13 protein-coding genes are annotated in these 13,446 nt (G+C 42.6%); 5 read left to right on the top strand and 8 right to left on the bottom strand.

Annotated elements, in window-relative coordinates:
* Positions 1-331 precede the first annotated feature (331 nt).
* Positions 332-1,546, bottom strand: a complete 1,215-nt coding sequence (gene fabB / locus AM629_RS16680) for a beta-ketoacyl-ACP synthase I (RefSeq protein WP_054480384.1) — start codon at positions 1,544-1,546, stop codon at positions 332-334.
* Positions 1,547-2,313: 767 nt separating this feature from the next.
* Here fabB and AM629_RS16690 point away from each other — a divergent pair.
* Positions 2,314-2,859 (top strand): hypothetical protein, encoded by a 546-nt coding sequence (locus tag AM629_RS16690; RefSeq protein WP_054480386.1) that lies wholly within the window; start codon positions 2,314-2,316, stop codon positions 2,857-2,859.
* Between the two features lie 504 nt (positions 2,860-3,363).
* On the opposite strand, the gene AM629_RS16695 is transcribed toward AM629_RS16690, so the two are convergent.
* Positions 3,364-3,828: an Lrp/AsnC family transcriptional regulator gene (locus AM629_RS16695; RefSeq protein ID WP_054480387.1), complete on the bottom strand. Its 465-nt coding sequence runs from the start codon at positions 3,826-3,828 to the stop codon at positions 3,364-3,366.
* Between the two features lie 202 nt (positions 3,829-4,030).
* Between AM629_RS16695 and AM629_RS16700 the strand changes: the two genes are divergently transcribed.
* From AM629_RS16700 to AM629_RS22425, 4 genes are all read left to right on the top strand, one after another.
* Positions 4,031-4,642 (top strand): LysE family translocator, encoded by a 612-nt coding sequence (locus AM629_RS16700; RefSeq protein WP_054480388.1) that lies wholly within the window; start codon positions 4,031-4,033, stop codon positions 4,640-4,642.
* Positions 4,643-4,809: 167 nt separating this feature from the next.
* The gene (gene mnmC, locus AM629_RS16705) at positions 4,810-6,876 is read left to right on the top strand and encodes a bifunctional tRNA (5-methylaminomethyl-2-thiouridine)(34)-methyltransferase MnmC2/FAD-dependent 5-carboxymethylaminomethyl-2-thiouridine(34) oxidoreductase MnmC1 (protein ID WP_054480389.1); all 2,067 of its coding nucleotides are present in this window, start codon (positions 4,810-4,812) and stop codon (positions 6,874-6,876) included.
* A 121-nt stretch (positions 6,877-6,997) separates the two neighbouring features.
* A complete protein-coding gene (locus tag AM629_RS16710; RefSeq protein WP_235525503.1) occupies positions 6,998-7,279 on the top strand; it encodes a type II toxin-antitoxin system RelB/DinJ family antitoxin in 282 nt (93 codons plus the stop codon).
* A 28-nt stretch (positions 7,280-7,307) separates the two neighbouring features.
* Complete coding sequence (locus AM629_RS22425) at positions 7,308-7,577, top strand: type II toxin-antitoxin system RelE/ParE family toxin (RefSeq protein WP_235525505.1); 270 nt, start codon at positions 7,308-7,310, stop codon at positions 7,575-7,577.
* Between the two features lie 234 nt (positions 7,578-7,811).
* Here AM629_RS22425 and AM629_RS16715 read toward each other — a convergent pair whose 3' ends face one another.
* From AM629_RS16715 to AM629_RS16740, 6 genes are all read right to left on the bottom strand, one after another.
* Positions 7,812-8,090 carry a YfcL family protein gene (locus AM629_RS16715; RefSeq protein WP_054480391.1) on the bottom strand — a complete coding sequence of 93 codons (279 nt, stop codon included), beginning with the start codon at positions 8,088-8,090 and terminating at the stop codon, positions 7,812-7,814.
* A 21-nt stretch (positions 8,091-8,111) separates the two neighbouring features.
* Positions 8,112-8,663 carry an elongation factor P hydroxylase gene (locus tag AM629_RS16720; RefSeq protein ID WP_054480392.1) on the bottom strand — a complete coding sequence of 184 codons (552 nt, stop codon included), beginning with the start codon at positions 8,661-8,663 and terminating at the stop codon, positions 8,112-8,114.
* A 22-nt stretch (positions 8,664-8,685) separates the two neighbouring features.
* Complete coding sequence (locus AM629_RS16725; protein WP_054480393.1) at positions 8,686-9,486, bottom strand: sulfite exporter TauE/SafE family protein; 801 nt, start codon at positions 9,484-9,486, stop codon at positions 8,686-8,688.
* Between the two features lie 84 nt (positions 9,487-9,570).
* Positions 9,571-10,656 (bottom strand): chorismate synthase, encoded by a 1,086-nt coding sequence (gene aroC / locus AM629_RS16730; protein ID WP_054480394.1) that lies wholly within the window; start codon positions 10,654-10,656, stop codon positions 9,571-9,573.
* 68 nt (positions 10,657-10,724) lie between these two features.
* A complete protein-coding gene (gene prmB / locus AM629_RS16735) occupies positions 10,725-11,657 on the bottom strand; it encodes a 50S ribosomal protein L3 N(5)-glutamine methyltransferase (protein ID WP_054480395.1) in 933 nt (310 codons plus the stop codon).
* A gap of 263 nt (positions 11,658-11,920) precedes the next feature.
* Positions 11,921-13,309, bottom strand: a complete 1,389-nt coding sequence (locus AM629_RS16740) for an L-histidine transporter HutT (protein ID WP_054480396.1) — start codon at positions 13,307-13,309, stop codon at positions 11,921-11,923.
* Positions 13,310-13,446: the final 137 nt, after the last annotated feature.

Genomic DNA, 13,446 nt, shown 5'->3' on the forward strand with positions numbered 1-13,446 from the left:
TAAGGTTCATCAGGCGCGGAACTCATCGAGGCGCAGGTTCCTTGCCTATAGTGACGCCGGATAGATTTAAGCAAGCCCAAAATTCATCAAAATGAGTGTTGCAAAAACGAGGGCGACCATAGATTTTTTACTTGTGTTGAACTCAACTATGATAACCTTCTGACATCTACCAGACCGAAGTAATGTCCTTCTTCTGTGAATTCTGAACTCATCTCTTCTGAGCACATAATGAGTAGAATCAGACGGCAGAATAATAGTGATACGGACAGTGCGCCAAAAACTACCACTTTTGTCTAAACACTGTCCTGAATAACCTAATGATAAAAAGGGCTTACTCCAAATACTTGCTCATAACCAGGGAAGCATTAGTACCACCGAAGCCAAAGCTATTAGACATCACAGTATTCAGCTTCTGTTCAGTAGGTTTAGTAATGATATTCATACCCACTGCTTTATCATCGATATCCTCAATGTTAATGCTAGGTGCGATAAAACCATACTCCAACATCAACAGGCTATAAATCGCTTCATGTACACCAGCCGCGCCCAATGAGTGGCCGGTCATCGCTTTTGTTGCAGAAATTGCAGGTGTCGTATCACCAAACACTTCCCTAATCGCCTCTAGCTCTTTCAAATCACCAACAGGCGTAGAAGTACCATGCGTGTTCACATAATCAATAATACCATTCACACCTTGCAGTGCCATATTCATACAACGAACAGCGCCTTCTCCAGATGGGGCAACCATATCCGCACCATCAGATGTTGCACCATAACCAACAATTTCAGCGTATATGTGTGCGCCGCGTGCCAGAGCATGCTCCAATTCTTCAACAACAACGATACCGCCACCGCCAGCGATAACAAAACCATCACGGTTTTTATCATAAGTACGGGAGGCTTTTTCAGGAGTTTCGTTGTATTTCGTGGAAAGAGCACCCATTGCATCAAATTCACAGCTCATTTCCCAGCACAGTTCTTCACCGCCACCAGCAAAAACAATATCCTGCTTCCCTAACTGAATAAGTTCAACTGCGTGACCAATACAATGAGCAGAAGTAGAACATGCAGAACTGATAGAGTAGTTTACTCCTTTGATTTTAAACGGAGTTGCAAGGCAAGCTGACACACCGGAAGCCATTGAACGAGTCACCATATAAGGCCCCACACCTCGCAAGCCACGGGCACGCATACCATCAGCCCCCATAACCTGGTTATACGGGGAACCACCACCAGATCCCACAACCAGCCCGCTACGAATATTGGAAACCTGACCATCAGTTAGGCCAGAATCTTTAATGGCTTCATCCATCGCCAGATAAGCGTAAACAGAAGCGTCGCTCATGAAACGCTGAATTTTGCGGTCAATTAACCCCGTCGTATCCAGTTTTACATTACCCCAGACGTGACTTCTCATTCCTATCTCTTTGAATTTTTCGGAAAAAGTTATCCCGGAGCGGCCTTCTTTCAGAGATGCCAGTACTTCTTCCTGGTTATTACCAATGCTGGAAACAATACCTAAGCCAGTGATCACTGCACGCTTCATTAAATACCTCACCTCGTTAAAATGTTTATCTGCTATCTGCTGAATTTTTATAACGGCACTTTAGCGTACACTTGTACGCCGAACAAGTCCGATCAGGATAAAATTACGAAGAAAAATTCATCTATCCCTAAATCCCAATGTATTTTCTGGTTAAAACAACAACTAACTTGCATTAAACATATTCAAACAGCAACAGATAAAAATAAATTTCAGATAGAAATCATTCTGGTAAACCGTAATACTGGGGAAAAGATAACAACATCAATACAATCCCTAACTTTATCAATTCATATAAATAGTAATCGGTAAGTTGATTTAATTAAAGATAGGTACTTTATATCTACTTAACAAGACCATATTACTGTTTATTGTTCTGTTTTCATTTTATTGTTAATACCACTTCTTTAAAAAAGAAAAAATCAGATTACAGACAACAATGAAGGTATTCGCTACTACTATGCCTGTTATTTTCATGTTTTTTTCTGATTCAAAAACAAGCTTAACAACAACGACTATAACCATGAACAAGGTTTTTATGAAAGCAATCAGATCTTTTATTTTTGTATTGACATAATCATACGAATTACCCAAAATCAAGTGGCATACGTTTTGAAATAAAAAATTTTCTGACTTTATCCAATAAATAAAGCGGTCACTTACATACAGAATAGTGGTAATTATGTTATATAACATGCAAACAGCAGGTTCATTGTAAGACTTAGCTAAATTAGGATAATTCCACCCACTAATTTTAATGAGGATTAATAATGAGAGGACTCGGTTATTTTCTATTAAGCATTGGTATTATATGGATATTAGTGGCTTTTAATATGGATATAAGCGTTTCATCACAATATGGAGGGAAAATTAATAACGATTTATTAATTGCATCACAACAGAATCACATCTTAATTGGAGCATTCATCATACTTTATGGACTAATTATAATTATATTCAGCAGAATTAAGCGGTTATTAGAACTCATATGCAAAAAATATAATAAGGATGTTTCTGAATTAATCTCAAAGAAAACACTTACCCAAGTGCCTATGCAAAATTCAGATAACTTAAAGCGAGCTAATAATTACCGCCATTATGATTTTATCGATAGAAACGCAAATATTCTTGAAAAAAGAGTGGCTGAATTTTGTAAGTTATGCTCATTTTATATTAAAGAAGTCAAACACAATGGAGGTGACGAAAAAGCAGCCAGATTCAAGGTAATGTTAATTATTGATACAATTTCTTTACATTTGACGAAAAAACTATCAAAAGAATTTAAAAAATTGTGTGAGCTTTATATTTCTTCATAAATATAAAGCTCACTTCGTTAATAGGTTTTTTTACTTATAATTAAATTTCCCCGTTACTATTACTAAAGAAACTTGTTAATGATGAAGTGCAATATGTGATGTGAGTCTTTATTTATTTTTCAATAGCATTCAGATGATTACTGCTAAATGGAGCTTATTAGATGGAATATCTCACGAAAAAATACTGAGAGGAAGTGCTTCATATTTTTTATGAGATAGAGATAGCGTTAGTATATTAGTATGAAAGTAAATAATTTATAGAATAAAAGATTATATCTTTCCCTGAAATAATCCCCCTCATCACAATGGATGCCGCTCAGCACAACTATACCCGTCATCTTTCAAGTTGCCTCTTTGTTGGCTGCACTCGCTCACCCCGGTCACATAGTTATCTATGCTCCCGGAGATTCACTCCCTTGCCGTCGCGATCCATCTTGAAATCCATAGGGTATATATCCCTTGTCAATACCTTGCCTGTACATGCATAGAGGATGGACTTGCAACTCATATTGGCAGCATATGCGTAAGTTTAGCCGTTTCCATCGGTACTTCGGTCTTAACGCTTTGAATACTGTCAATCCGAGTTAGGTGTTCAGCATGGAAACGGCGGTAAGAATGGAGATCCTCGGTAACAATTCTCAGAAGCGCATCACATTCTCCCGCCATTAAGTGGCATTCCACAATTTCAGGCATTTCTTGGATAGCATCAGTAAAATGCTGAATCGTCTCTGCATCCTGAGCCTTGAGCCAAATCCGGGCAAACAATGAAAGACCAGCTCCAATCTTCAAGCCATCAAGCACTGCAACATAGCGCTTGATGACCCCCGCCTCTTCCAATAACCGTACGCGCCGCAAGCAAGGAGATGGCGATAAACCAACCTCCTTAGCTAATTCGACATTCTGGAGCCGGCCGTCACGTTGCAAAGCACGAAGAATACGTCTATCAATATTATCTAATTTCATTGGCATTCAATTCCACTATAGTGAAAAATATATTATACAAATTTCACTATGACTATTAATAGTGAAAAATTAGACACAAAATATCATAAAAATTAGCTTAAAATACCAACTCATATATTTCTGTAGATTAATTATAGCGTCTAGCCTGCCCAACTTATTAGTACTAATCCAGTACTTCAGATGTTCTTAATTATATGGAGGCAAAATCATGCAGTTAGAAAATTTTTTAGTCTTCGCCGCTACTGTATTACCGTTAATTTGTACTCCTGGACCCGATATTATGTTCGTGGCATCTCAAGGTCTATCCGCAGGAAAAAGAGCCGCTCTACGTGCCAATGCAGGGGTCATCTCCGGCTATTGTCTACATGGCATTCTTGGTGCTTTGGGTGTGACCGCTATTGTGGCAACCTCACCAATTCTGTTCGAGGTGATGCGCTGGGCCGGCGTTGTCTACCTGGCCTATTTAGCGGTTCAGATGTTTCGTTCAGCAATACGCCCCAACAAAATCATCTTCTCATCCTCACCAGCCAAAACCTTGCTGACCAAAGGCTTCCTAACCAGTTTCCTGAATCCCAAAGGGTTATTGGTCTATTTCGCTATCCTGCCAAACTTCATCATCGCTGATGGCAACCATACGCTCCAATCCATAATTCTTTCCGCAATTTTCATCAGCACCTGCGCTCTGGTTTATGGATTAATCGGTATCGTTATAGCCGGTATGGGGCAAAAAGGCTCGTTCAGTGACTGTCATCGTCGCTGGGTTGAAGGGATTGCCGGGGGACTTTTATGTCTGGCTGCCGGTCATCTAGCCAAGAACTGAACAGCAAGTTATTGGTATGATACCCGATAATATTCAGCACCTACCCAAACACAGATGCTGACTGCTAATCAACTCACCATATTTCCAATCTTTTTTTCTGTCCGGTGGTGCATCAAGCTTAACCTCGCTAAAATCGCGTTATTATCATTAACATTGCAGGCATTACCGTGAAAAATTCTGCCATCTGTACCGCAACCCTAAGCTGGAATGATCAGGGTACCCCGATTTCAACACAATTTGATGACGTTTACTTTTCAAATCAGGATGGACTGGAGGAAACCCGTTATGTATTTCTTAATGGCAACCAATTTCCCCAACGATTCTGTACTCATCCTCGTTCTAACTGTGTAATAGCAGAAACCGGCTTCGGGACTGGGTTGAATTTTCTGACACTCTGGCAATCATTTGATGCATTTCAGCAACAGCACCCTGACGCCCCACTGCAGCACCTGCATTTTATCAGTTTTGAGAAATACCCACTGAAAACCAGTGACTTATGGCAAGCTCATCAACGCTGGCCTGAACTTGGCATTTTTTCTCAGCAACTCTGCCAACAATGGCCTCAACCACTAGCAGGCTGCCACCGATTAATTATGGCAAGTGGGACAGTCACACTAGATTTATGGTTTGGTGATATCAATGATCTGTTACCAACCATGGATTCCAGCCTTTACGGGAAGGTAGACGCTTGGTTTTTAGATGGTTTTGCCCCTGCCAAAAACCCACAAATGTGGAACGAACAGCTATTTGCTGCTATGGCGAGATTTGCCCGGCCAACCGGAACCTTTGCAACCTTTACCTCTGCTGGCGTTGTCCGTCGTGGTTTACTACAAGCTGGTTTTGATGTCAGTAAAGTCAAAGGATTTGGTCGCAAAAGGGAAATGCTGACTGGAACCCTGGCAACCCAAAAATGTCAATCATTGCCTGCACCGTGGTTTGCCCGTCCAGCCGCAAGCCGTACAGATGATATCGCCATTATCGGCGGAGGCATTGCCAGTGTTTTCACCGCTCTTGCGCTACTTCGTCGTGGAGCACGTGTTACGCTTTATTGTCAGGATGAATTTTCAGCACAAGGTGCATCTGGTAATCGTCAAGGAGCACTTTACCCGTTATTAAACGGCAGTAATGACGGACTCGAAAAATTCTTTACCTCAGCATTTACTTTTGCTCGCCGCCAGTATGAGTTGCTATCAGCACAGGGGATCAATTTTGACCATCAATGGTGTGGTGTCAGCCAGCTTGCTTATGACGAAAAAAGTAGCAGAAAAATTGAGAAAATTTTGGCAACAGAATGGCCGAATGAACTCGCTATTGGCATGAATTGTCACCAATTGAGTGAAAAATGCGGGCTGGATGTTAATTACCACGGTATTCATTATCCACAGGGTGGATGGCTATGTCCGGCTGAATTGACCAGAGCCGCAACAGAATTAGCACAACAACAAGGGATGATTTGTCTTTTCAATCATGAAATTACCGCTCTTAACCGCAACAAAGACAGTTGGCAACTACATCTAATGTATCAAGGGCAACCCTTAAACAGGCATCATAAAGTGGTAGTTATTGCCAATGGTCACCATCTCCCCCAATTTGAACAAACCGAGAAACTACCGGTAACTGCCGTTCGCGGTCAAGTCAGCGATATTCCGACAACGACAGAATTGAGTAAATTAAAAAATGTGCTTTGCTATGATGGTTATATGACACCGGCTAATCCAGCCAATCAATACCACTGTATCGGTGCTAGTTATCAGCGCCATCAGCTCGATAACGAATATTCAGAAACGGAACAACGAGAGAACCGTGATCGATTACTGAAATGTTTACCTGATGCCGAATGGGTAAATCAGGTTGATATTTCTGCTGGAAAATCTCGTCAAGGTATTCGTTGCGTTATTCGTGACCATATGCCGATGGTAGGAAATGCGCCGAATTTCAATGAAATAATGGCAGATTATCAAAATCTACCAGAACAAATCCGCACTGGGAAATCGATCTCAAATGCTCCCAGTTATTCCAATCTATTTATTATCGGAGCATTAGGTTCCCGTGGATTATGCTCGGCACCATTAGTTGCAGAAATCCTTGCAGGACAAATCTTTGATGAACCATTGCCACTGGATAATGAAACACTGGCGGCCCTTCATCCAAACCGTTTTTGGATCAGAAAGCTGCTGAAAGGCCGTAAAGTGAAAATTGAAAAACCATTAAGGAACTGCGCTGCCAAACGTTAGATATTCATATTAATTTTGGTAATGTAATTTAATATATCTTAGCTCTTGCACATAGCTCTCAAATGAGATACATAATGAAATCTGATAAGCGGAGGATAAAAAAATGGCTGCTCAAACATCAATGCTGCACGTTCGTGTAGACGATAAACTCAAGGCCGATGCAACAAAAACGCTCGCTAATTTAGGTCTAACCATATCGGATGCTGTACGCATCCTGCTAACCCGTGTCGCCAAAGATGGTGCGTTACCTGCTGGTTTCACCGCTGATACGGAAACTTACGATGCTTGGTTTTTCGCTAAAGTGCAAGAAGCACTCGACGATACACGCCAACCTGTCCCACATCAGCAAGTAATGGATGAAGCCCAAGAATTAATTGAAAGGAAACTTCGTACTAACTCTTGAATGGAGGGAAACAGCCAGAGCTGACTTGTTGACAATTATTGATTACATATCTGACGATAATCTCCATGCGGCTCAACAGTTAAAAAACGCGATAGAGAATAAGGTGGCAACACTACCAGAACGCCCACAACTTTACCGAGCAGGCCGCATTCCCGGTACGCAGGAGATGGTTGTTCGATCTAACTATATAGTAGTATACACCGAAACAACCCACACGGTGGTTATCCTACGGGTACTACATACCTCACAACAATGGCCACCATCAAACGGGATAAAAGTAACGAAAAGCAAAACATAGAAAGAATAAAAATCGCTATTGAGCCTCTGATTCTGACGAACTGCACTGCCAAACGTTAGATATTCATATGAATTTTGGTAGCACAGTTCGTTTTCTGCCCCTTAATATACCTATGAATTTCAAGATGCCGCGCGACGGCAAGGGAGCGAATCCCCGGGAGCATAGATAACTCTGTGACCAAGGAGAGCGAATGCAGCCAACAAAGAGGCAACTTGAAAGATAACGGGTATAAAATTATTGAGTTTTAGCATTGTCTAACAAGCGCTGCCAAGTATGGAGAACCAGAACCTGATCCGGTGGGGTCAGTTCTCCTGCTTTAATCGCGTTTTGGATACTTTTTTCAACACGATCATGAAGCTGTTCAGCCGTATGAGCACCTTCCTCCTCCAGCTCTGCCACCGCTAAAGTAAGATGCCCGCGGAGATAACCACCAGCAAATAACTCATCATCACTGGCGTGATCTACCATGTCATCGATTTGCGATAAAATACGCGTTTCAAACTCAGCGAGCATTATTTTTCCTCAAATTCAGTTTCATTCTACGAATACATCTTCCGGGTAAGGAAAATGTTCCGCTTTCAATGGGGACGTATTGTAGAACGATTGCAGTCCTTGAATAAAGCACTCCGCTCTTGCCGGTATCCCTTCTGCTAAGTAGTCCATAATCTGAGCATGAACTTTACGTTGAAAAGTCAATCTGTCAGGCTCAAAATTCCCTTCTAGATTGTCACAACTGACATTGAACGGAAAACCTGCGGCGGTACAAAACAACCAGTCAAGTGCTTGCGGTTTAATTTCTACTTTCTCAAATTCACTTTGTGTCTGTGCATCACGCCCATCCGGGCAATACCAATAGCCAAAATCCACTAATTTCCTGCGCTCTCTACCCGCAATGCACCAATGAGCAATCTCATGCAAAGCACTGGCATAGAAGCCATGAGCAAATACAATTCGGTTATAGGGAGTCTCTTCATCCGCTGGCAGATAAATAGGTTCGTCGTCACCTTTGACTAAACATGTGTTGTATTCTTCGCCAAAACAGCGATTAAAAATATCAATAAGTTGTTGATAGTTATGCGTTGTCATGAATTAAAAACAAAATCCTGAATCAAAAATAAAATGCCAACCAAGTACGGATTGTATCGCCGTGATTATCATTCAGTAATTTAATACTCATCAAAAAAGAGATAGTTACAATCATCGGACGAATAAGCTTTTGACCATGTGTCAAAACCAAACTTGCGCCCAACCGTGCACCAATCACCTGCCCTGCCAGCATCACCAGACCCAATACCCATAAAACCTGACCACCAAGGATAAAAAGCACCAGTGAACCCATGTTAGAAGCAAAGTTCAATACCTTGGCATGAGCTGTAGATTTCGCCAGGTTATAGCCGCACAGGGCAACGTAAGCTAACGCATAAAATGAGCCAACACCGGGGCCAAATACGCCATCATATAAACCCAATCCACCCCCGACAAGACAGGCAAATGCCACTGGAGTTAAGCGACGATGGCGATCTTCCTTGCCAATTGCCGGAGTCAAAAGAAAATACAGACCAATAATAATGACCAGAACCGGTAATAGCTGACTGAGGAAATCTGGTTTCATAAACTGGACAATAATTGCACCAGCCATTGAGCCAAACAGCGTCATCAGTATGGCAAAGCGCTGAGACTTGAGATCAACCGCACCATAACGGACAAAATAGAGACTAGCAGAGAAAGAACCTCCCACTGCCTGTAACTTATTTGTCGCCAATGCCTGAACCGGAGAGACACCCACTGAAAGCAATGCAGGAATGGTTAGCAAACCACCACCACCAGAAATCGAGTCAATAAATCCAGCAATCACCGCAACCAGAAAGAGCAGACCATAAACTTCTGCCCCTGATAATAACCAATCCATACTTTATCCCATCAAGAGAAATTGCTTATCAACATTAAGCTACCCATTTCAACCATCCGGGATAAGGCTAGCTTCATCCTCCGCTCACCAACCAGGAAGTCTGGATTCGACATCAGCACACTGCGCTCTCTGACGTAATAAATGATCCATCAGAACAATAGCCATCATTGCTTCTGCAATCGGTACTGCACGGATGCCAACACAAGGATCATGGCGGCCACGAGTCACCATTTCCACTTCTTCACCCTGGCGGTTAATCGTTTTGCCCGGCACCATGATGCTGGAAGTTGGCTTCAGCGCAATACGAGCAACAATTGGCTGACTACTGCTGATTCCACCAAGAATTCCACCCGCATGATTACTAGTGAACCCCTGAGCGGTAATTTCATCCCTGTTTTCGCTGCCACGTAAACTAATCACACCGAAACCATCACCAATTTCAACACCTTTTACTGCATTAATACTCATCAGCGCATGAGCAATATCTGCATCAAGACGGTCGAAAACAGGTTCTCCCAGTCCAGCCGGAACATTTTCTGCCACAACCGTCACTTTCGCACCAATGGAATCACCGGCTTTTTTCAATTCACGCATCAAGGCATCAAGTTGTTCAAGTTTGGTTTCATCAGGGCTGAAGAATGGGTTTTGTTCCACCTGTCCCCAATCTTTCAATGCACAATGGACATTTCCCATTTGACTCAGGTAAGCACGGACACGAATGCCATATTTATCCAGTAAATATTTTTTCGCTATTGCACCTGCTGCAACACGCATTGCGGTTTCGCGGGCAGAAGAACGGCCACCACCGCGATAATCACGAACACCATATTTTTGTTCATAAGTATAATCGGCATGCCCCGGACGAAATACATCTTTAATAACACTGTAATCCTGAGAACGCTGGTCAGTATTTTCAATGAGTAAACCGATACTGGTACCGGTTGTTATCCCTTCAAATACCCCCGAAAGAATACGCACCTGGTCCGGCTCACGGCGCTGCGTTGTATAACGGGAAGTTCCCGGGCGACGCCTGTCTAAATCAACTTGTAAATCGGCTTCTGTGATTGCAATACCCGGCGGTACACCATCGACAATACATCCCAACGCCAAACCGTGGGATTCGCCAAAAGTGGTGACCCGGAAAAATTGCCCGATACTATTTCCAGCCATCCCAATTCCTTCCTGTTAATTGTTCTTTTATTTAACCCGGTAAACAGCAATAACAACTCATCCAACTATCAGTCTTTGAATAAACGAAAATGCTCATGATGTTCGACGAGTTGCTCGCGCGTCATCATAAATACACCGTCACCACCGTATTCAAACTCCAACCAGGTAAATGGCACATCAGGATATTGTTCTATCAAATGCACCATACTGTTACCAACTTCACAAATCAGTACCCCCTGCTCTGTCAGAAAATCTGGGGCAGTTGCCAAAATACGGCGTGCGAGTTTCAAACCATCGGAACCTGCCGCCAGACCTAACTCAGGCTCACAGCGGAACTCTTGCGGTAAATCGCTCATATCTTCAGCATCGACATAAGGCGGATTAGTGACGATAAGGTTATATTTGACAGGTGGCATATCACGGAATAGATCAGAACGGATAGGAATGACCCGGTGTTCAAGGTTGTGATTCTGAATATTCTGTTCAGTTACTGCCAGCACATCTGCGGAAATGTCCACTGCATCGACTTCCGCTTCCGGGAAAGCATAAGCACAAGCAATGGCAATACAACCGCTACCAGTGCAGAGATCAAGAATATTTGCGGGTTCGTCAGGGATCAATCCTGCAAACTCATTATTAATCAATTCACCAATCGGTGAACGCGGCACCAGAACCCGCTCATCAACATAAAATTCATGACCACAGAACCATGCCCGATGAGTCAAATAAGCAACCGGAATACGCTCATTAATACGGCGAATAACCCGCTCGACAATACGATGACGCTCAGTTGATGTTAATCGCGCTGTCAGCATTTCCTGTGGAATATCCAGCGGCAGAAACAGTGATGGAAGAACCAGTTGCAGCGCTTCATCCCATGGATTATCTGTACCGTGTCCGTAATAAATATTCGCCGCATTAAACCGGCTGACAGACCAGCGCAACATATCCTTAATGGTATATAATTCGGCCACTGCCTCATCGATAAAAATCTTGTCCAAAAGCCCCTCCAACCCTGTAAACTCATTGACCCGTTAGTTTGCCACGATCATTGAGACAAATCAGCTTTCCTGTCAGACTAATGACAGAGAATTTTAGTACAGGTGTTTTATTACAGATTTTTGACTCATTCTGCGGAAATCGTCTTATGAATGGTAAATAAGACGATTTCTACATAATTTATACCCAATAGATTTCAATTTGCAACGCGGCGGCAAGTGAACACAGCCAACAAAGCAGCAACTTGAAGGATGAAGGGTATATATCATATTTTCTTAGCAGAACGAGGGGTAACGGCGGTTACATTGTGCCGTATCCATAAATAATAGATGGCGGTTAACAAGAGTATCCATATTCCACCCACATAGAATGCGATTCGTGTATCTGGGAAATAACTGAGAATAGCAATAATAAATATCATAAACACAATAGTCAGTATCGGTGCAACAGGCCACATCGGTACTGGAAATTGTAATTTTTGTGCTTCTTCTGGTGACATCTTTCTACGCATAGCAAATTGAGAGAGCAAAATCATTAACCAGACCCATACCGTAGCAAAAGTGGCAATCGAAGCAATGATTACGAACACCCGTTCAGGGAGCAAGTAATTAAGTACGACAGCACACAACAGCGCCAGCGTCATAATCATGATAGTCACCCAAGGCACACCATTACGGCTTAGACTCATAAATTTTTTATGCGCTAACCCTTTCTCAGCCATGCCGTACATCATACGACCTGCACCAAAAATATCACTGTTGATAGCCGAAATCGCAGCGGTAATAACGATAATATTTAGAATATTCGCCGCCGAACTAATTCCCAATCCCTGAAATATTGCAACAAATGGACTGCCTTCCTGACCGATGCTGCTCCAGGGGTAAATTGCCATCAATACAAAAATAGTCAGTACATAGAACAGTAGAATACGCAGCGGGATAGAGTTAATCGCTTGCGGGATCATTTTCGCCGGATTTTTAGCTTCACTAGATGTGATACCGATGATTTCAATACCACCGAAAGCAAACATAACGACGGCTAAAGACTCAATAACGCCACCAAATCCGTTAGGCATAAATCCGCCGTGTTGCCACAGATTCTGTACTCCGGTTGCCTGAAAATGGCCACTAAAACCAAATAAAATAATACCTGCTCCGGCAATAATCATTGCGCTGATCGCTGCTACTTTCAGAATCGACAACCAGAATTCCATTTCGCCAAATACTTTGACTTTACAAAGATTAAGCGCGCCAATAATGAAAATAATACTGAGTACCCATATCCAACGCGGTACTTCTGGATACCACAGCCCCATATAAATACCGAAAGCCGTTACATCCGCCAGACAAACTATGATCATTTCGAAAGTATAAGTCCAGCCAGTAATAAATCCCGATAACGGACCCAGGTATTGATGAGCGTAGCTGGCAAAAGAACCGGCATCCGGTTTATGGACCGCCATCTCTCCCAGAGCGCGCATGACCATAAAAACCGCAGCACCTCCCACTAAATAAGCTAACAATACCGCCGGACCTGCAATTTTTATTGCTTCAGCAGAACCATAGAAAAGACCCGTGCCAATTGCAGAACCCAACGCCATGAACCGAATATGACGGGCGTTGAGTCCTCGTTCTAGTTGTAATGAGGCTTGCATGATTTACCCTCTTATCTTTTATTATTGGGTTTTATACCCTTCATCCTTCAAGTTGCTGCTTTGTTGGCTACTTTCACTTACCCCAGCCACATCGTTATCTATGCTCCTGGGGATGCGTTCACTGGCCACCGCACTGC

The organism is Photorhabdus heterorhabditis (genome assembly GCF_001280945.1).
In the GTDB taxonomy this organism is placed as follows: Bacteria; Pseudomonadota; Gammaproteobacteria; order Enterobacterales; family Enterobacteriaceae; genus Photorhabdus; species Photorhabdus heterorhabditis.